This is a genomic window from Variovorax davisae (assembly GCF_030316845.1).
GTDB lineage: Bacteria > Pseudomonadota > Gammaproteobacteria > Burkholderiales > Burkholderiaceae_C > Variovorax > Variovorax davisae.
On sequence record NZ_JASZYS010000002.1, the window covers coordinates 208,342 to 227,102 of the forward strand.

Consider the following 18,761-nt stretch of genomic DNA (forward strand, 5'->3'; position numbering starts at 1 on the left):
CATGGACACATCAACGGGCGCGCCCGTGCTGCAGCTCACGGGCATCGACAAGCAGTTCAATGGCGTGCCGGCGCTGTCGGGCGTCTCGCTGCGCCTTCGCGGCGGCGAGATCCATGCCCTGCTGGGGCAGAACGGTGCCGGCAAGTCGACCTTGATCAAGGTGCTCACGGGGGTCTACCCGGCCGATGCCGGCGAGATGGCGCTGGCCGGCCAGCCGATCCGGCCGGCCTCGCCGCTCGACGCGCAGCACCTGGGCATCAGCACGGTCTACCAGGAAGTGAATCTCTGCCCCAACCTGTCGGTGGCCGAGAACATCTTCGCCGGCCGCTATCCGCGCCGCGGCGCGGCCCAGGGCTGGCGCATCGACTGGGCCGCGGTGCACCGCGAGGCGCGCGCGCTGCTGGCCCGGCTGGAGATCGACATCGACGTCACGCAGCTGCTGTCGAGCTACTCGGTGGCGGTGCAGCAGATGGTGGCGATCGCGCGTGCGCTGGGCCTGTCGTCGAAGGTGCTGATCCTCGACGAGCCGACCTCGAGCCTGGACGACGAGGAGGTGAAGAGCCTGTTCGCCGTGCTGCGCCGGCTGCGGGGGCAGGGCCTGGCGATCCTGTTCGTCACGCATTTCCTGAACCAGGTCTACGCGGTCTCGGACCGCATCACGGTGCTGCGCAACGGCGGCTGGGTCGGCGAATGGACGCCCGCCGAGCTGGGGCCGCAGGCCCTGATCTCGGCGATGGTCGGCCGCGAATTCGCGGCACAGGCCAGCGGCCACGCCGAGCTGCCGCCGATCGAGGCCGCGGCGCCGGCCCTGCTGGAGGCCGAGGGCCTGGGCCAGCGCGGGCAGCTGCAGCCGGTCGACCTGCGGGTGCGCGCCGGCGAGGTGGTGGGCCTGGCCGGCTTGCTCGGCGCCGGCCGCACCGAGCTGGCGCGGCTGCTGTTCGGGCTGGCCAGGCCCGACCAGGGGCGGCTGCGCGTCGACGGCGTCGCGGTCGAACTGGCGAGCCCGGCCGATGCGGTGCGGCACGGCCTGGCGCTGTGCCCGGAGGAGCGCAAGACCGACGGCATCGTGGCCGAGCTGTCGGTGCGGGAGAACATCGCGCTGGCACTGCAGGCGCGGCGCGGCGTGCGCAACACGCTGTCGCGCGCCGAGCAGGCCGCGCTGGCCGAGCGCTTCGTGAAGGCGCTCGGCATCAAGACCGCCAGCATCGAGACGCCGATCGGCCTCTTGTCGGGCGGCAACCAGCAGAAGGCGGTGCTGGCGCGCTGGCTGGCGATCGCGCCGCGGCTGCTGATCCTCGACGAGCCGACGCGCGGCATCGACGTCGCGGCCAAGCAGGAGATCATGGACGAGATCCTGCGGCTCGCGCGCGGCGGCATGGCGGTGCTGTTCATCTCCTCCGAAATGAACGAGGTGGTGCGCGTGTCGCACCGCATCGCGGTGCTGCGCGAGCGGCGCAAGGTCGGCGAACTGCCCGGCGGCAGCAGCGAGGACGCGGTCTACGAACTGATCGCGGCGGACGCATGACGCAGTTGTTCAAACACCGCCTCGCCTGGCCGCTGGTCACGCTGCTGCTGCTGCTGGCGATCAACGCCGCCTTCAATCCGAGCTTCCTGCACCTCGAATGGCGCAGCGGCCATCTCTACGGCAGCCTGATAGACATCCTGAACCGGGCCGCGCCGCTGGTGCTGGTGTCGCTCGGCATGACGCTGGTGATCGCCACCCGCGGCATCGACATCTCGGTCGGCGCGGTGGTGGCCATCGCGGCGGCCATCGCGGCCTGGATGATCGGCGGCTCGCTGGTGGTCAGCAACGGCGCGGCGGCGCAGGTGAGCCGCTTCCCGATGTGGCTGGCGATCGTCGGCGCGCTCGGCGCCGCGCTGGCCTGCGGCCTGTGGAACGGCCTGCTGGTGGCGCGTGTCGGCATGCAGCCGATCATCGCGACCCTGATCCTGATGGTGGCCGGGCGCGGCATCGCGCAGCTCATCACCGGCGGGCAGATCATCACGATCTACTACGCGCCCTTCTTCTTCATCGGCAGCGGCTACCTGTTCGGGCTGCCGTTCTCGGTCTACGTCGCGGCCTTCGTCTTCGCGCTGCTGTACCTGGCGATCACGCGCAGCGCGCTCGGCCTGTTCATCCAGGCGGTCGGCATCAATCCGGGCGCGGCCCGGGTCGCCGGCGTGCGGGCGCGCCGCATCGTGGTCGGCGCCTACATGTTCTGCGGCCTCTGCGCCGGCATCGCGGGCCTGCTGATCAGCTCCAACGTCAAGAGCGCGGACGGCAACAACGCCGGCCAGCTGCTCGAACTCGACGCCATCCTGGCCGTGACGCTCGGCGGCACGGCGCTCACCGGCGGGCGCTTCAGCCTGGTCGGCAGCGTGATCGGTGCGCTGATCATCCAGACCCTGACCTATGCGATCTATTCGCTCGGCGTGCCGCCCGAGATCAACCTGGTGGTCAAGGCGGTGGTGGTGTTCGTGGTGATGCTGCTGCAGTCGGCCGAGTTCCGGGCCAGCCTGCGGCAGCTGGCGGTGCGGCCGGCGCACGGGGGGGCGACGCGATGAGCGCGCTGGTGTCGAACGAGACCGCGGCGGCCGAGGGCGCGACGGCGGCGGCGCACGGCCGGCCGGGCGGCGCGCGCTTCAATCCCAAGTACCTGCCGCTGGCGGCGACGATCTCGCTGTTCATGCTGATGGCGACCTTGGGCTCGGTCTTCTACGACGGCTTCTTCTCGCCGCAGGTGTTCCTGAACCTGCTGATCGACAACGCCTTCGTCTGCATCGTCGCGGTCGGCATGACCTTCGTGATTTTGTCCGGCGGCATCGACCTGTCGGTCGGCTCGGTGATCGCGCTGACCACCATGGTCTCGGCCTCGCTGGTCGAAAAGCACGGCTGGAGCCCGGCGCTGGTGATTCCGCTGGTGCTGGCGATGGGCACGGCCTTCGGCGCCTTCATGGGGCTGCTGATCGAGCGCTTCCGGCTGCAGCCCTTCATCGTGACCCTGGCCGGCATGTTCCTCGCGCGCGGCCTGTGCTACCTGATCAGCATCGACTCGATCAGCATCACCAACGAGTTCTATGCCAAGGTCTCGCAGTGGCGGTTGCCGGTGTGGGGCGATGCCTCGCTGTCGGTGTCGGCGCTGATCGCGCTGGCGGTGGTGGCACTGGCGGTGTTCATCGCCCATTTCACGCCCTTCGGCCGAGCGGTTTACGCCATCGGCGGCAGCGAGCAGTCGGCGCTGTTGATGGGCTTGCCGGTGCGTTCGACGGTGGTCGGCGTCTACACGTTGTCGGGCTTCTGCTCGGCGCTGGGTGGCGTGGTCTTCACCTTCTACATGCTGTCGGGCTACGGCCTGCATGCGATCGGTCTCGAGCTCGACGCCATCGCCGCGGTGGTGATCGGCGGCACCCTGCTCACCGGCGGCGTCGGCTACGTGGTGGGCACGCTGTTCGGCGTGCTCATGCTGGGCATCATCCAGACCCTGATCTCCTTCGACGGCACGCTGAGCTCGTGGTGGACCCGCATCGTGGTGGGCGTGCTGCTGTTCGTCTTCTGCCTGCTGCAGCGCCTGTTCACGGCGCGCGGCACGGGCAGCCACTGAGCCCGCCGCATGCCCGACACCCCGACCCGGAAGCTGCGCTCCGCCGAATGGTTCGGCCCGGCCGACAAGAACGGCTTCATGTACCGCAGCTGGATGAAGAACCAGGGCATTCCGGACCACGAGTTCGACGGCCGGCCGGTGATCGGCATCTGCAACACCTGGTCCGAGCTGACGCCCTGCAACGCGCACTTCCGCAAGATCGCCGAGCACGTCAAGCGCGGTATATCAGAAGCAAACGGCTTTCCGGTCGAGTTCCCGGTGTTCTCCAATGGCGAGTCCAACCTGCGGCCGACCGCGATGCTGACGCGCAACCTCGCGAGCATGGATGTCGAGGAGGCGATCCGCGGCAATCCGATCGACGCCGTGGTGCTGCTCACCGGCTGCGACAAGACCACGCCGGCGCTGCTGATGGGGGCCGCCAGCTGCGACATCCCGGCCATCGTCGTCACCGGCGGGCCGATGCTCAACGGCAAGCTGGAGGGCCGCGACATCGGTTCCGGCACTGCCGTCTGGCAGTTGCACGAGGCTATGAAGGCCGGCGAGATCGACCTGCACCAGTTCCTGTCGGCCGAGGCCGGCATGTCGCGCTCGGCCGGCACCTGCAACACCATGGGCACGGCCTCGACCATGGCCTGCATGGCCGAGGCGCTGGGCGCCTCGCTGCCGCACAACGCGGCGATCCCGGCGGTCGATGCGCGGCGCTACGTGCTGGCGCAGATGTCGGGCATGCGGGCGGTCGAGATGGCGCGCGAGGGGCTCACGCTGTCGAAGATCCTGACCCGCGAGGCCTTCGAGAACGCGATCCGCGTCAACGCCGCGATCGGCGGCTCGACCAATGCGGTGATCCACCTGAAGGCGATCGCCGGCCGGATCGGCGTCGCGCTGGCGCTCGAGGACTGGACCCGCTTCGGCCGCGGCACGCCGACCCTGGTCGACCTGATGCCCTCGGGCCGCTTCCTCATGGAGGAGTTCTACTACGCGGGCGGCCTGCCGGCCGTGCTGCGCCGCCTGGGCGAGCACGGCCTGCTGCCGCATCCCGGCGCGCTGACGGTCAACGGCCGCTCGCTGTGGGACAACGTGCGCGAGGCGCCGAGCTTCAACGACGAGGTGATCCGCCCGCTGGACAATCCGCTGGTCGCCGATGGCGGCATGTGCATCCTGCGCGGCAACCTGGCGCCGCGGGGCGCGGTGCTCAAGCCCTCGGCCGCTTCGCCCGAACTGCTCAGGCACCGGGGCCGGGCGGTGGTGTTCGAGAACCTGGAGCACTACAAGGAACGCATCGTCGACGAGTCGCTGGAGATCGACGCCAGTTCGGTGATGGTGATGAAGAACTGCGGGCCGAAAGGCTACCCGGGCATGGCCGAGGTCGGCAACATGGGCTTGCCGCCGAAGCTGCTGCGCCAGGGCGTCAAGGACATGGTGCGGATCTCCGACGCCCGCATGAGCGGCACCGCCTACGGCACGGTGGTGCTGCACGTCGCGCCCGAAGCGGCCGACGGCGGCCCGCTGGCGGCGGTGCAGGACGGCGACTGGATCGAACTCGACTGCGAGGCCGGACGGCTGCACCTGGACATCGACGACGCCGAGCTGGCCGGGCGGCTGCAGGCGATCGCAGGCCGCGCCGCGCCCGCGACCGGTGGCGGCTACCAGCGGCTCTACGTCGACCACGTGCTGCAGGCCGACCTGGGCTGCGATTTCGATTTTCTGGTCGGCTGCCGCGGTGCGGCCGTGCCGCGGCACTCCCATTGAGGCCGCAGGGCCTGCACGGAGACCTTCAGGGCTTCCAGAACGGGGTCAGGTCGGCCACCTTGGCGAGTGCCTTGCGGCACTGCTTGGCGCTGGCCGGATGGTTGGCCGCCAGCCAGCCGACCGCGAACCAGGCGGCGCCTTCGTTCGCGGCATGCGCGCGGTAGGCGGCCATGGCGGTTGCGGCATCGTTGTGGGCGCCGAGGGCGTCCTGGGCCGGCTCCAGTTGCGCCAGGAAGCGTTCGGCGGCGCGGCGGCCGAACAGCGGCGCCACGAATTCGCCCAGGTAGCGCAGGCGCTTGAGGCGCTTGCGCACACGGTGCTGCTGGAGCGCGCCAAGGCTCTCGAAGCGCTTGCCGTCGCGCAGCACCTGCCGATGCAGCTTCGAGAGCCGGGCCCGCAGCGCCTTGCGGGCCGAGGGAGCCTTGGCGCCGGGCTCGGCCGCGGCGGCGCCGGGCAGCGAGGCGGCGATCAGGCTCATCAGCACCGCCTGGAAGGCCGGGGCCCGCACCGTCGCCGCGGCCGAAGGGCTGGCATCGGAGGCCCCGGCGATGCTGCAGGGCGGTGCGCCGTGGGCTTCCAGCTGCGGCTGCACGCTGCGCATCACGTGCTCGCGATCGCGCTGGCGGCCCAGCGCGCCGAAGGTGTCGGCCAGCGCCGGCTCCCAGGCCGGGTCGATGGCCGGCGCGAAGTCGGCCATCTCCCGCAGGGCGGTGCGCAGGCGCCGGATGCCGACGCGCAACTGGTGCACATGCTCGGGATCGGTGCTGTCCGCCGCGACCTCGCTGGCGTTCGGAAGGATCTGGCTCAGGCAGCTGTCGAGCACCGCGCGGAACACCTGCGGGCCGCTCGCATCGGCGTCCAGCCGCGGCGCCGTGGCCTTGACCGGCGCGCCGTGCTCGACGCCGCGGGCCAGGCGCTCGCCGCGCTGCGACTTGGACACGGTGTCGAGCCAGAGGCCGTAGCGCGCGCGCCAGCGGCCGGCGAGTTCGAGCAGCGACGCCGGGCTGCCGTGCTTCAGCTCGATCTCGAGCTCGCGCAGCGCATGGGTGCGGTCGCCGGCGCGCACCGACCCGAGGTCGAAGGCCAGCTCGACCAGCGCATCGCCGCTGCGCATCTCGCGCGTGGTGCGCCACACGTCGGTGCCGTACAAGGGGACCAGCGCGACGGCGGCAGGGTCGTGGCCGGCCCGGCGCAGGGCCTCGGCGATCCGTTCGCCGACCGGCGTGCCGTCATGGCGGCCGACCACGGGCGGCGGCATATCGTTGCCCCGGGAAGGAGGGAGTTCGACGTTGTGTTCGAGACGCTCGACCAGGCGCTCACCGGGGGCCTTGGCGGTCTGGACCCAGGCGCCGTCCTCCTTGCGCACCCGCAGCACGATGTGTTGCGATGCCAGCGCGCCGTCCGCCGTGTCGTAGTAGCGGGCGCGCAGATGCGCCCGGTGCGAGCGCCCGCGCGCCACCGCTGCTTCGACCGCCGCCTGGTGCGCGGCATCGACCTGGAACTTGAGCTCGAATTCGACCACGGGGCCACACGGGGACCCGACCGCATCGGGTGCCGCCTTCACTCCTTGAGTTCGCTGACCTGCACCGACAGATCGTACAGCTTGGACTTGCTGGCGTAGTAGCGATCGAGCCGCCATTCCTTCAGGATGTCCATGGCCAGCTGGAAGCTCTTGTAGTCGAGGTCATAGAGCGTGACCAGCTCGAAACTGGCCTCGGATTCGAGCGCCAGGACCAGTCGGGCGAGGATCTTGGCAGACGCGTCGGCCGGGTCCGTTTCGATGAATCGGCGGGCGACCTTGATGGCGTTCATGGGGACAAGCTTCCTCGTTAGTACATTCCCATGACTATAGCCAGCCACCCCGGGCGGATTGTGACAGTCGCATGACAAGCCTGGGGTTTCCCCCGCTTGTCATGCAAGGCTCAACGAACCGGCGTTTCGGCTTGCCGGATCACCCCGCCGCCAAGGACGCTGCCGGTCACATTGCCGGCCATGACCCGGGCTTCACAGGCTTCGCGGTCGCTGTCTGGCTGGCGCGCGCAACGGGCCAGCGCATTCTGCTGCAGGGTGGACGCGTCCGGGGCGGGGAAGCCGCCGCGGCGCGCCGTGTCGGCGGCCGCGCCGCGCTCGCGCATGCAGGCTGCACGGTCCTGCATCATGCCGTCGCAGGGCAGGGTGCCGAGGGGCGGGCCGGCGGCGAAGGCGGCCGAGGCGCCGAACAGGCTGCCGGCGGCCAGCAGGGCGGCGGAACAGGAACGCAGTGTGTTTCTCATGGTCACTCCTTGAGTCATGGCGGCGCGGACTTGCGCCGCCCCAGGTCGCCACTGTGGGGGCCGGGGCTCAAGGAGCGTGTGGGACGAGGGGGCCGCGCCCGGCTTCCCTCAGGCGCGCTTTTCTGTCGGACAGCGTCGCGCCGACGGTTCAGCCCGCCGCGATGCGCTTGGCCAGGTGGGCCAGCGCCTCTTCGACCTGGTCGACCAGGATCAGCGACAGGTCTCCGGGCTGCAGCCGGGCCAGCGCGGTGTCGATGGCGATGAACTCGCCGCGGATCTCGTCGATGGCGCGGGTGCGCTCCGCGCCCTCCAGACCCTGGCGCAGCAGCGCCATGACTTCGCCGTCGGCGCGGCCGCGCTGGGCGGCGTCCTGGTAGAGGATCACGTCGTCGAAGGCCTGGCCGAGGATCGCGGTCTGGTCGCGGATGTCGCAGTCGCGGCGATCGCCGGCGCCGCTGATCACCACCGAGCGCTTCTTGGCCGGCATGGTGTCGACCGCGGCCACCAGGGCGCGCATGGCGTCGGTGTTGTGGCCGTAGTCGGCGATCACGGTGGCGCCACGGTAGTCCATCACGTTGAAGCGGCCGGGCACGCCGGCGGCGTCGTTCTTGAAACTGGCGAGACCGCTGCGGATGGTGTCCCAGTCCAGGCCCACGGCCCAGGCCGCGGCCACCGAGGCCATCACGTTGTCGACCTGGAAGCCGATGGTGCCGTTGCGCGTGATCTGCACGTCGCGCAGCGGGATGCGTTCGCGCCACGAGCCTTCGGCCGCGACCACCGCGTCCTGGTCGACGTAGACCGTGCGCTTGCCCTGCGCGCGGTGGGTGGCCATCACCGGATGGGTCCGGTCGGCGCTGAAGAAGATCACGTTGCCGGGGCAGCTGGTGGCCATCGCCGCGACGTTGGGGTCGGCCGCGTTCAGCACCGCGTAGCCGCCGGGCGCGACGTTGCGCACGATCACGCGCTTGAGCACCGCCAGGTCTTCGACGGTGGTGATGTAGTTGAGGCCGAGGTGGTCGCCGCTGCCGATGTTGGTCACCACCGCCACCTCGCAGCGGTCGAAGCCCAGGCCTTCGCGCAGCACGCCGCCGCGCGCCACTTCGAACACGGCGGCATCGACGTCGGGATGCAGCAGCACGTTGCGCGCGCTCTTCGGGCCGCTGCAGTCGCCGCTGTCGGTCTGGCGGCCGTCGACGTAGACGCCGTCGGTGTTGGTCATCCCGGTGCGCAGGCCGCTGCCGGCCAGCAGGTGGTTGATGAGCCGCGCGGTGGTGGTCTTGCCGTTGGTGCCCGTGACGGCGACCACCGGGATGCGGCCGTCGTCGCCGTGGGCGAAGAGGGTGTCCATCACCGCCTCGCCGACCGCGCGGCCGCGGCCGAAGGAGGGCGAGATGTGCATCCGCAGGCCGGGTGCGGCATTGACTTCGACCACCCCGCCGTGCTGCTCCTCGAGCGGGCGCAGCACGTTCTCGCAGACCATGTCGACGCCGCAGATGTGCAGGCCGACCATCTGGGCCGCATCGACCGCGCGGGCGGCGACTTCGGGGTGCACCGTGTCGGTCACGTCGGTGGCGGTGCCGCCGGTCGACAGGTTGGCGTTGTTGCGCAGCACCACGCGCTGGCCGAGCGCGGGCACGCTGTCGGGCTTCAGGCCCTGGGATTCGAGCCGGCCGATGGCGATGTCGTCGAGCCGGATCTTGGTCAGCGAGGTGGCATGGCCCTCGCCGCGGCGCGGGTCCAGGTTGACCGTCTCGACCAGTTCGCGCACCGATTTGACGCCGTCGCCGATGACCTGCGGCGGGTCGCGGCGGGCCGCGGCCACCAGCCGGTCGCCGACCACCAGCAGTCGGAAGTCGAAGCCGGGCAGGAATTTCTCGACCATCACCTCGCCGTAGGCGGCGGCCGAGTCGTAGGCAGCCAGCAGCTGCTCGCGGCTGGTGATGTTGACCGTGACGCCCTTGCCCTGGTTGCCGTCCTGCGGCTTGACCACCACCGGCAGGCCGATCGCCTGGGCCGCGGCCCAGCCGTCGTCGGCGTCGCTCACCGGCCGGCCCAGCGGCACCGGCACGCCGGCGGCATTGAGCAGCTGCTTGGTGAGTTCCTTGTCCTGGGCGATGGCCTCGGCCACGCCGCTGGTGCTGTCGACCTCGGCGGCCTGGATGCGGCGCTGCTTGGAGCCCCAGCCGAACTGCACCAGGCTGCCGCTGGTGAGGCGGCGGTAGGGGATGCCGCGCGCGACCGCCGCATCGACGATCGAGCCGGTGCTCGGGCCGAGACGCTCGGATTCGTCGAGGTCGCGCAGCTCGGTGATCGCCGCGGTGGCGTCGAATTCGGTGCCGCCCTGGGCGGCGTCGATCAGGGCCCGGGCCAGTTCCAGCGCGCGCCGGCCGACCGCTTCCTCGCTGTACTGGAAGGTGACCTGGTAGATGCCTTCGTCGATGGTGCGCGAGGTGTGGCCGAAGTTGACCGGGCAGCCGGCCTGGGCCTGCAGCGCGACGGCGGCGTTCTCGAGCACGTGCGCGACCGCCAGCGGCTGGCCGAGCACGACCGGGTGCAGCTCGCCGATGGTCGGGAACAGCGCGCGCAGCCGGTCTTCGAAGCCCGGCAGGCGCTCCATCGCGGTTTCGTCGGGGCTGCACGAGACGATCGCCTCGATGCAGGTGTGGCGGCTCCACAGATTCGGGCCCCGGAGGGCGCGGATGCGAGTGACTTCCATGGCGTTCAGGCGCCGGCGGGCCCGCAGGCCCGGCCGGTCAGGCAAATTGTTGTTCGGTGGGGATCAGGGTCTGTGACAGCTGCAGCGAGGCCAGCGCCGCCTGCAGGTCGGCTTCGAAGGCTTCGACGCCGGCACCGATCAGGTTCAGCGGAATGCCCAGCGCCCAGCCGGCGGCGACCGCGGCGAGCAGGCTTTCGAGGCTGACACCCGCGTGGGTGGCGCGCCAGACGGTCAGCCGGCCGAGGCCGGGCAGGAAGGATTCGCTGCTGCCATTGGCCAGCACGACGCGGTCCTGGCGCACCAGCACCGCCTTGCCGCCGGCTTCCCGGTGCTTGGCCAGCGCCTCGGCCTGCGGGTCGGCGGCGTAGAGAATGACATCGCCGTCGCACAGCGGCGCCAGGCCGGCCACGCGCGGATCGCCGGCGTTGAGCACGGCGGTGCCCTCGGGCAGCACCACGTCGACCTGGGTGCGCAGCACCCGGACCATCTGGTCGCTCTCGGTGATGTCGAACTCGCCCAGCGCCTGGGCGCCTTCGAGGTCGGTCACGATGCCGACTTCGCAGCGGTCGTAGGCCAGGCCGTCGCGCAGGATGGTCTCGGCGCCATTCTCGATCACCACCGCCTGCACGGCGCGGTTCACGAGCAGCCGGCGGCCGGCTTCCCAGTGGGCGCTGTCGCGGGCGTCGACCCGGCGCCGTTCGAGGAACAGGCCGTCGCGGCAGGCCAGGCCGGTGTGGCGGCCGCCGAGGCCGACCAGCCAGGCCACCAGGCGCGACAGCACGGCCGTGTCCTGCGAGCCGGCGACGCCGACCACGGGGATGCGGCCCGGCGCGTCGTCCGGAAAGAGGTGGTCGCAGATCGCGCGGCCGACCGGCCGCGGCGAGCCGACGGCCGGCTTCAGGTGCATCAGCAGGCCGGGGCCGGCGTTGACTTCGACGATCGCGCCGCCCTGCGCGACCAGCGGGCGCGAGATGTCCTCGGCCACCAGGTCGACGCCGGCGATGTCCAGGCCGACCACGCGGGCGGCCAGCACGGCCGCGTGGGCCACGTCGGGATGCACCTGGTCGGTGCAGTCGATCGCCATGTTGCCGTTGCGCTGGATGGTCACGATCCGGCCGGCCGCGGGCACGGCCTGGCCGTCGAGGTCCTGGCGCTTGAGCTCGAGCTGCAGCTTGGCGTCGGTCGCGAGGACGATCACGTCGAGCGGATATTCCTCTTCGGCGCCGCGGCGGGGATCGCTGTTGAGCTGGCTGTCGATCAGCTGGGCCACGCTGGCGCTGCCGTCGCCGGTCACGGTGATGACCTCGCCGCGCGCGGCCGCGACCACCTGGCCGCCGACCACCAGCAGGCGGTGTTCGGAACCGCGGACGAAGCGCTCGACCATCACGTCGCTGCCTTCAGGCTCGGCGACCGCGAAGGCCGCCATGACTTCCTCGCGGGTGTGGAGCTCGAGCGAGACGCCGCGGCCGTGGTTGGCATCCGAGGGCTTGACCGCCACCGGCAGGCCGATGTCCTCGGCGGCTTCCCAGGCTTCCTCGGCGTTGGCCACCACCTGGCCCTCGGGCACCGGCACGCCGCAGCTGGCCAGCAGCGACTTGGTGAGTTCCTTGTCGCTGGCGATCGATTCGCCGATGGCGCTGGTGTAGTCGGTCTCGGCGGTCCAGATGCGCTGCTGGTTGGCGCCGTAGCCCAGCTGCACCAGGTTGCCGCTGTTGAGCCGCAGGTGCGGGATGCCGCGGTCGGTGGCGGCGCCCACGATGCAGGCGGTGCTCGGGCCGAGGTAGCAGTCCTCGACCTTGGCCTTGACCGCGTCGACCGCACGCTGGACGTCGGCGGCGCCGAAGGGCTGGTCGTTGATGGCCGACATCAGCAGCCGGTGGCCTTCGGCCAGCGCGACCCGGGCGACCTGCTCGTCGCGGGCCCGGAACACCATGCGGTAGACGCCGTGCTGCGAGGTGCTGCGGGTCTGGCCGAAGCCGGTCGGCATGCCGGCCAGGTTGAGCAGCTCGATCACGACGTGCTCCATCACGTGGCCGGCCCAGGTGCCTTCGGTCAGGCGCTGGATGAAGCCGCCGCGCTCGCCGACGCCGCAATGGTGCTCGATCAGCGCCGGCAGCAAGGTGGTCAGGCGGTCGGTGAAGCCGGGAATGGTGTTGGACGGGTGGTCTTCGAGGGCGCCGAGGTCGAGCCAGACTTCCAGCACCGGCCGGTAGGTCCAGAGGTTCGGGCCGCGCAAATAGTTGATGCGCAGCAGTCGTATGTCGTCGAAACGGGTCATGAAAACGTTCGATGTGCTTTGGCCGAGCACGGATGCGCCCTCAAGCGCGCCCATGGCCATCGGTCAGAATCGGCGCGCCGGGAGCGCCATGAAGGGTCCGTCGGTGGGCCAGAGATACAGAAACACAATGCAACATCACGATCCAGTCGGAACCCCGGGGGGCGAAGGGGAGGCGGCTTCAGACGCTCTGAAAAGTCGGCTCTCTGTCGCGGAAAACGTTCTGGCGACGCTGGCGGTTGACCTCGACGGGCAACTTCGATTCAAGTCGGGCCTGCTGGCCCTGACCGACCAGCGCCTGCTGGCCCGGTCTCCGGACGGCCAATGGTCCGAATGGCCGGTCCCGACGCCGGGCCTGGAAATCCACCTCGGCGACCATGCCGGCATCGGCACGCTCGACCTTGTGGGGGCCGAAGGCCGACTCGGCCGCTGGCGCTTCACGCTGGCCCAGCAGCCGGCGGCGCTGCGGCTGCAGAAACTGTTCGACGCCCGCACCGAGGGTGTCGCGCAGGCGACAGCGGCGGGCGCCGAGCCCGACGAGGCGCCCTTCGTCGAACCCGAACTGCAGGCGCCGCCTTCGACCTGGGTGCTGCTGCGGCTCGGTCGCTTCGCCAAGCCCTACCGCAAGCAGCTGATCGCCGGCTTCCTGCTGACCCTGGCTTCGACCGCCGCCACGCTGGTGCCGCCCTACCTGACCATCCCGCTGATGGACGACATCCTGATCCCGTTCCAGAACGGGCAGCAGATCGCGGTCGCCAAGGTCGTGATGTTCCTCGCCGCGCTGCTGGCCGCCGCGCTGGTCGGCTGGGCGCTGGGCTGGGCCCGCACCTACCTGCTGGCGCTGGTCTCGGAGCGCATCGGCGCCGATTTGCGGACCACCACTTACGAACACTTGCTGACCTTGCCGCTCGACTACTTCGGCGGCAAGCGCACCGGCGACCTGATGGCGCGCATCGGCTCGGAAACCGACCGCATCAACGTCTTCCTGTCGCTGCACGCGCTGGACTTCCTGACCGACGTCCTGATGATCACCATGACCGCGGTGATCCTGTTCTCGATCAACCCGCTGCTGGCGGTGGTGACGCTGGTGCCGCTGCCCTTCATCGCCTGGATGATCCACGTGGTGCGCGATCGCCTGCGCACCGGCTTCGAGAAGATCGACCGGGTCTGGAGCGAGGTCACGAACGTGCTGGCCGACACCATTCCGGGCATCCGGGTGGTCAAGGCCTTCGCCCAGGAAAAGCGCGAGGCCGACCGCTTCCGCGCCGCCAACCTCTACAACCTGCAGGTCAACGACAAGCTCAACAAGACCTGGTCGCTGTTCACGCCCAGCGTCTCGCTGCTGACCGAGGTCGGCCTGCTGGTGGTCTGGGGCTTCGGCATCTGGCAGGTGGCGCGCGGGCGCATCACGGTCGGCGTGCTGACCGCCTTCATCGCCTACATCGGGCGCTTCTACACCCGGCTCGACTCGATGAGCCGGATCGTCTCGGTGACGCAGAAGGCCGCGGCCGGCGCCAAGCGCATCTTCGACATCCTCGACCACGTGAGCAACGTGCCCGAGCCGGCGAGCCCGGTGAAGGTGGAGCGCGTGCAGGGGCGCATCGAGATGGTCGACGTCGGCTTCCGCTACGGCAGCCGGGCGGTGATCCGCGACCTCGACCTGGTGATCGAGCCGGGCGAGATGATCGGCCTGGTCGGCCACAGCGGCTCCGGCAAGAGCACGCTGGTGAACCTGATCTGCCGCTTCTACGACGTCACCGACGGCGCCATCAAGGTCGACGGCTGCGACATCCGCCGCTTCGCGGTCGCCGACTACCGGCGTCACGTCGGGCTGGTGCTGCAGGAGCCCTTCCTGTTCTTCGGCACCATCGCCCAGAACATCGCCTACGGCAAGCCCGAGGCGACCCGCGAGGAGATCGTCGCGGCGGCGCGCGCCGCCCATGCGCACGACTTCATCCTGCGGCTGGCGCACGGCTACGACTCGCTGGTGGGCGAGCGGGGGCAGGGCCTGTCGGGCGGCGAGCGCCAGCGCATCAGCATCGCCCGCGCGCTCCTGATCGACCCGCGCATCCTGATCCTCGACGAAGCCACTTCGGCGGTCGACACCGAGACCGAGAAGGAGATCCAGAAGGCGCTCGACAACCTCGTGAAGGGCCGCACCACGATCGCGATCGCGCACCGGCTGTCGACCCTGCGCAAGGCCGACCGGCTGGTGGTGATGGACCGCGGCGAGGTGGTCGAGGTCGGTCCGCACGACGCGCTGATGGAAAAGCAGGGCGCCTACTGGCGGCTCTACCAGGCGCAGTTGCGCCAGGCCGACGACGAAAGCGCGGGCGCCCAGGCCGAGCGCGCCTCGGTGGCCTTGGCGCTGGGCAGCCATGCCGCGCATCCGGCGGGGGACGCATGATGATGAACATCGAACTCGAGCGCGATGGCTTCGGCCAGCTGGTGCTGACCGATGCCGAGGGCCAGCGCCACGCGGGCGTGGTGCCGGTGCGGGCCTTTCCGTTGACCGCGCCGGACGACGGGCTCTCGCTGGTCGGGCCCGACGGCCGCGAACTGCTCTGGATCGACCGCCTCGACCAGCTGCCCGACGGCGCGCGCGCGCTGCTGGGCGAGGAGCTCGCGCCGCGCGATTTCGCACCCGTGCTGCAGCGGCTGCACAAGGTCTCGAGCTTCGGCGTGCCCAGCATCTGGACCGTCAGCACCGACCGCGGCGAGACCAGTTTCGTGCTGAAGGCCGAGGAGGACATCCGCCGGCTCGAAGGTGGCGCACTGCTGATCGCCAGCGCGCACGGGGTGCAGTTCCGCATTCCTGACGTGAAGGCGCTGGACCGGGGGTCGCGCAAATTGCTGGAGCGCTTCCTGTAGGGGCATCGGCGGGCTTTTGGAGGTGCATCAAATAGAATGAAATGCATCAACTCCATGAAAGTGCATCAGCCATGCGCACCACGGTCACATTGGAAGACGACGCCTTCGAAGTGGCCCAGGCCTATGCGCAGGCGCGCGCGCTGAAGCTCGGGCAAGCCATCTCCGAACTGATCCGGCGCGGCGGCGGCGAGCGCCTGCCGGTGCGCAAGAAGGCGGGTGTCTGGGTGTTCGACCTGCCGGCCGATGCACCCCGCGTCACCAGCCGCCAGGTCAGGAATTTGCTGGAAGACGCGCCTTGAGCTGGCTGCTGGACGCCAATGCGCTGATCGCATTGGGCTGGCCGGCGCATGAGCACCACGCGCGCATGCTCACCTGGTTCCAGCGCCATGCGCGCGAGGGCTGGGCCACCAGCGCACTGACGCAAGCCGCTTTCGTGCGCGTGATCTCGCAGCCGGCTTTCTCGGGCCAGGCCATCTCGATCGGCGAGATCGCCGAGGTGCTGCTGCGCAATACCGCGCATCCCAAGCATCGCTTCCTGGCGCTGGATTTCGGCATCGAGCAGGTGCTGGGCTGCTGCACCGGCGGCCTGCGCGGCCATCGGCAGATCACCGACGCCTGGCTTCTGACGCTGGCCATGCGCCACGGCGCCAGGCTGCTCACTTTCGATGGCGGCATCGCGCAATTGCTCGCCACCGCAGCCGAACGGCAGCGCCACATCAAGATCCCGGACTGAACACCATGCACACCACCGCCCTCGTCCTTTTCTCCGGTGGCCAGGACTCCACCACCTGCCTGGCCGATGCCCTCGCGAAGTACGAGCGGGTCGAGACCATCGGTTTCGACTACGGCCAGCGGCACCGGGTCGAGCTCGACGCCCGGCTCACAGTGCTGGCCCGCCTGCGCGAGCGCTTTTCGCAGTGGGCGCCCCGGCTCGGCGACGACCACCTGCTCTCGGTCGACGTGCTGGGCCAGGTCAGCGCCTCGTCGCTGACCCAGGACATCGCCTTCGAGATGCAGGCCAATGGCCTGCCCAACACCTTCGTGCCCGGGCGCAACCTGCTGTTCCTCACGCTGGCCGGCGCGCTGGCCTATCGGCGCGGCCTCGAGGTCATCGTCACCGGCGTCTGCGAGACCGACTTCTCGGGCTACCCCGACTGCCGCGACGACACGATGAAGGCGTTGCAGGTCGCGCTCACGCTCGGCATGGACCGCCGCTTCGTGATCGAGACGCCGCTGATGTGGATCGACAAGGCGCAGAGCTGGGCCATGGCGCAGCGCCTCGGCGGTGCTGCGTTGGTCGAGCTGATCGTCGAGGACACCCACACCTGCTACCTCGGCGATCGCACGCAGCGCCACGACTGGGGCTACGGCTGCGGCAGCTGCCCGGCCTGCGAACTGCGGGCCCGCGGCTGGGCCGGCTACGTGGCCTCGACCTTGTAGCGCACGCCGCTGCCTTCGGGCTGCGGCACCAGGGTCCAGCGGCGCTGGTGGTGGTCGCCGACCGAGGCCCGGTGCGCGATCGACACCATGGCGCCGCCGGCGGCGTGCACCATCGCCGCCAGTCGCTGGTAGAGCGTGGCCTCGCTGTCGGCGTCGAGTGCACTCGTTGCTTCATCGGCGAACAGCCAGGCCGGCTTGCGCAGCAGCACGCGGGCGATCGCCAGGCGCTGCTGTTCGCCGCCCGAGAGCTTCTGGCTCCAGGCGTCGCGGTCGTCCAGGCGGTGCGCGAGATCGGGCAGCAGGGCGTCGTTCAGGGCCTGCACCAGCTGCGCGTCGGTGAAGCTGGCTGCCGGCTGGGGATAGGCCAGCGCGTCGCGCAGCCGGCCGTCCGGCACATAGGGCCGCTGCGGGATGAACATGGTGTTGTCGGGCATCGAGACCCGGCCCTTGGCGAACGGCCAGATGCCGGCGAAGGCCCGGAACAGCGTCGACTTGCCGCTGCCCGACGGGCCCTGCAGCATCACGGTGTCGCCCGGCTGGACGGCCAGCGCGGCGCCTTCGATCAGGCGCGCGCCGTCGGGCAGGGTGACGCCGAAGCCGTCGGCGCGCAGGCCGCGGGCGTTGTCCGCCGGGGTGCGTTCGAGCGCGCTGGCGGCGCCGGCGTTGGCCCGCATCGCGGCTTCGAAGGAGCTCAGCCGGTCGGCGGTGGCGCGCCAGACGGCCACCCGGTCGTAGTTGTCGACGAACCAGCTGAGCGAATCCTGGACCCGGCCGAAGGCCGAGTTGACCTGCATCAGCTGGCCGAGCTGGATCGCACCGCTGAAGAAGCGCGGCGCCTGCACGATGAAGGCGAAGATCACCGAGGCCTGGCCGAACGAGGCCGTGAAGGCCACCAGGTTCTTCTGCTTCTTGATCAGCTGCAGGTAGTTCTTCAGCACGGCGCCGAAGCGCAGCTGGAGCTGGCCGTGCTCGACCTGCTCGCCGCGGTCGAGCGCGATCGCCTCGCTGTATTCGCGCACCCGCACCAGGTGGTGGCGGAAGTCGGCTTCATAGCGCTGCTGCTGGAAGTTGAGACCGATCAGCGGCCGCCCGATGTAGTGGGTGATGACGGTGCCGGCGGCGCAGTAGAGCAGCGCGATCCAGACCATCGACCCGGGCACCGAGAAGCTGTGGCCCAGCAGCGTGAAGTTGGCCACCCCGCTCAGGCCCCACAGGATGCCGATGAAGCTCACCAGCGTGACCACCGCGTTGAGCAGGCCCATCGAGAGCGTCATCGTGTAGTCGGTGAACAGCTGCATGTCCTCCTGGATGCGCTGGTCGGGGTTGTCCGGCGACTGCCCGTCCTGCTGGCCGTAGCGTGCCAGCTCGAGCCGGTAGAAGGTGCGGTCGGCCATCCAGCGCTGCAGGTAGCTGCGGGTCATCCAGGCGCGCCAGCGCAGCTGCAGCAGCTGGGTCAGGTAGAACTTCAGGATCGCGATCGCGATGAAGCCGGCCGCGATCCAGCAGAAGTAGACGATCTCGCGCCAGAACACCGCCTGGTCCTTGTTCTGCAGCGCATCGTAGAAGCGCGCGTACCACTGGTTGTTGAGCACCAGCATGTAGACCACGCCGAGGTTGAGCGCCACGATCGCCGCCAGCAGGCTCCGGGCCCGCCATTTCTCCTCGGAGTTGAAGTAGGGCGCCGCCAGCGCGCCGATGCGGCGCAGGGTGGTCAGCATGCTCTTGGAACCGGTGCTTGCAGTCATGGCGTGGGAGTGGGTTCACGCCTGGGAGCGGCGCGTTGCTTTCATCCTAAACCCGCACGGGCGCGCTTTCTTAAACGGCGCTGAAAACCG

General features: G+C 70.2%; 15 protein-coding genes. 9 read left to right on the forward strand and 6 right to left on the reverse strand.

From position 1 onward, the window contains the following. Window position 1 precedes the first annotated feature (1 nt). From QTI33_RS05260 to QTI33_RS05275, 4 genes are read left to right on the forward strand one after another with little or no spacing between them, the layout of a single operon-like run. Complete coding sequence (locus tag QTI33_RS05260) at window positions 2-1,525, forward strand: sugar ABC transporter ATP-binding protein (RefSeq protein ID WP_286504731.1); 1,524 nt, start codon at window positions 2-4, stop codon at window positions 1,523-1,525. After that, window positions 1,522-2,565 carry an ABC transporter permease gene (locus tag QTI33_RS05265; protein ID WP_286504732.1) on the forward strand — a complete coding sequence of 348 codons (1,044 nt, stop codon included), beginning with the start codon at window positions 1,522-1,524 and terminating at the stop codon, window positions 2,563-2,565. The genes QTI33_RS05260 and QTI33_RS05265 overlap by 4 nt, the downstream gene beginning before the upstream one ends. Next, window positions 2,562-3,602 (forward strand): galactofuranose ABC transporter, permease protein YjfF, encoded by a 1,041-nt coding sequence (gene yjfF, locus QTI33_RS05270; RefSeq protein ID WP_286504733.1) that lies wholly within the window; start codon window positions 2,562-2,564, stop codon window positions 3,600-3,602. The genes QTI33_RS05265 and yjfF overlap by 4 nt, the downstream gene beginning before the upstream one ends. A gap of 9 nt (window positions 3,603-3,611) precedes the next feature. After that, window positions 3,612-5,351, forward strand: a complete 1,740-nt coding sequence (locus QTI33_RS05275; RefSeq protein WP_286504734.1) for an IlvD/Edd family dehydratase — start codon at window positions 3,612-3,614, stop codon at window positions 5,349-5,351. A 25-nt stretch (window positions 5,352-5,376) separates the two neighbouring features. Here the strand turns inward: QTI33_RS05275 and QTI33_RS05280 are convergent, their stop codons facing one another. From QTI33_RS05280 to QTI33_RS05300, 5 genes are all read right to left on the reverse strand, one after another. Continuing rightward, window positions 5,377-6,873 carry a CYTH and CHAD domain-containing protein gene (locus tag QTI33_RS05280; protein WP_286504735.1) on the reverse strand — a complete coding sequence of 499 codons (1,497 nt, stop codon included), beginning with the start codon at window positions 6,871-6,873 and terminating at the stop codon, window positions 5,377-5,379. 38 nt (window positions 6,874-6,911) lie between these two features. Further along, the gene (locus QTI33_RS05285; RefSeq protein WP_286504736.1) at window positions 6,912-7,163 is read right to left on the reverse strand and encodes a hypothetical protein; all 252 of its coding nucleotides are present in this window, start codon (window positions 7,161-7,163) and stop codon (window positions 6,912-6,914) included. Between the two features lie 110 nt (window positions 7,164-7,273). Further along, window positions 7,274-7,624, reverse strand: coding sequence for a hypothetical protein (locus tag QTI33_RS05290; protein ID WP_286504737.1), 351 nt, complete (start codon window positions 7,622-7,624; stop codon window positions 7,274-7,276). 148 nt (window positions 7,625-7,772) lie between these two features. Further along, window positions 7,773-10,340, reverse strand: a complete 2,568-nt coding sequence (cphA, locus tag QTI33_RS05295; protein WP_286504738.1) for a cyanophycin synthetase — start codon at window positions 10,338-10,340, stop codon at window positions 7,773-7,775. A gap of 37 nt (window positions 10,341-10,377) precedes the next feature. Next, on the reverse strand, window positions 10,378-12,618 hold the full coding sequence (locus QTI33_RS05300) for a cyanophycin synthetase (RefSeq protein WP_286504739.1): 2,241 nt from the start codon (window positions 12,616-12,618) through the stop codon (window positions 10,378-10,380). A 127-nt stretch (window positions 12,619-12,745) separates the two neighbouring features. On the opposite strand from QTI33_RS05300, the gene QTI33_RS05305 reads away from it, so the two are divergent. The 5 genes from QTI33_RS05305 (at window position 12,746) to queC (ending at window position 16,926) form a co-directional block, all read left to right on the forward strand. Then, window positions 12,746-15,022 (forward strand): cyanophycin metabolism-associated ABC transporter, encoded by a 2,277-nt coding sequence (locus QTI33_RS05305; RefSeq protein ID WP_286504740.1) that lies wholly within the window; start codon window positions 12,746-12,748, stop codon window positions 15,020-15,022. Between the two features lie 2 nt (window positions 15,023-15,024). Then, complete coding sequence (locus QTI33_RS05310) at window positions 15,025-15,486, forward strand: cyanophycin metabolism-associated DUF1854 family protein (protein WP_444814811.1); 462 nt, start codon at window positions 15,025-15,027, stop codon at window positions 15,484-15,486. A 71-nt stretch (window positions 15,487-15,557) separates the two neighbouring features. After that, window positions 15,558-15,785: a hypothetical protein gene (locus QTI33_RS05315; protein ID WP_286504742.1), complete on the forward strand. Its 228-nt coding sequence runs from the start codon at window positions 15,558-15,560 to the stop codon at window positions 15,783-15,785. Continuing rightward, complete coding sequence (locus tag QTI33_RS05320) at window positions 15,782-16,219, forward strand: TA system VapC family ribonuclease toxin (protein WP_286504743.1); 438 nt, start codon at window positions 15,782-15,784, stop codon at window positions 16,217-16,219. Before QTI33_RS05315 ends, QTI33_RS05320 begins: the two co-directional genes overlap by 4 nt. A 5-nt stretch (window positions 16,220-16,224) precedes the next feature. Then, a complete protein-coding gene (queC, locus tag QTI33_RS05325) occupies window positions 16,225-16,926 on the forward strand; it encodes a 7-cyano-7-deazaguanine synthase QueC (protein WP_286504744.1) in 702 nt (233 codons plus the stop codon). Here queC and QTI33_RS05330 read toward each other — a convergent pair. After that, entirely contained in the window at window positions 16,905-18,671 is a 1,767-nt protein-coding gene (locus QTI33_RS05330; RefSeq protein ID WP_286504745.1) for an ABC transporter ATP-binding protein/permease, read from the reverse strand. The two genes, queC and QTI33_RS05330, sit on opposite strands and share 22 nt — an antisense overlap. Between the last annotated feature and the right edge of the window lie 90 nt (window positions 18,672-18,761).

Coding starts and splice junctions, on each gene's coding strand:
- QTI33_RS05260 (WP_286504731.1), top strand. CDS start 2: ATGGACACATCAACGGGCGCGCCCGTGCTGCAGCTCACGGGCATCGAC.
- QTI33_RS05265 (WP_286504732.1), top strand. CDS start 1,522: ATGACGCAGTTGTTCAAACACCGCCTCGCCTGGCCGCTGGTCACGCTG.
- yjfF (WP_286504733.1), top strand. CDS start 2,562: ATGAGCGCGCTGGTGTCGAACGAGACCGCGGCGGCCGAGGGCGCGACG.
- QTI33_RS05275 (WP_286504734.1), top strand. CDS start 3,612: ATGCCCGACACCCCGACCCGGAAGCTGCGCTCCGCCGAATGGTTCGGC.
- QTI33_RS05285 (WP_286504736.1), bottom strand. CDS start 7,163: ATGAACGCCATCAAGGTCGCCCGCCGATTCATCGAAACGGACCCGGCC.
- QTI33_RS05290 (WP_286504737.1), bottom strand. CDS start 7,624: ATGAGAAACACACTGCGTTCCTGTTCCGCCGCCCTGCTGGCCGCCGGC.
- cphA (WP_286504738.1), bottom strand. CDS start 10,340: ATGGAAGTCACTCGCATCCGCGCCCTCCGGGGCCCGAATCTGTGGAGC.
- QTI33_RS05300 (WP_286504739.1), bottom strand. CDS start 12,618: ATGACCCGTTTCGACGACATACGACTGCTGCGCATCAACTATTTGCGC.
- QTI33_RS05305 (WP_286504740.1), top strand. CDS start 12,746: ATGCAACATCACGATCCAGTCGGAACCCCGGGGGGCGAAGGGGAGGCG.
- QTI33_RS05310 (WP_444814811.1), top strand. CDS start 15,025: ATGAACATCGAACTCGAGCGCGATGGCTTCGGCCAGCTGGTGCTGACC.
- QTI33_RS05315 (WP_286504742.1), top strand. CDS start 15,558: ATGCGCACCACGGTCACATTGGAAGACGACGCCTTCGAAGTGGCCCAG.
- queC (WP_286504744.1), top strand. CDS start 16,225: ATGCACACCACCGCCCTCGTCCTTTTCTCCGGTGGCCAGGACTCCACC.
- QTI33_RS05330 (WP_286504745.1), bottom strand. CDS start 18,671: ATGACTGCAAGCACCGGTTCCAAGAGCATGCTGACCACCCTGCGCCGC.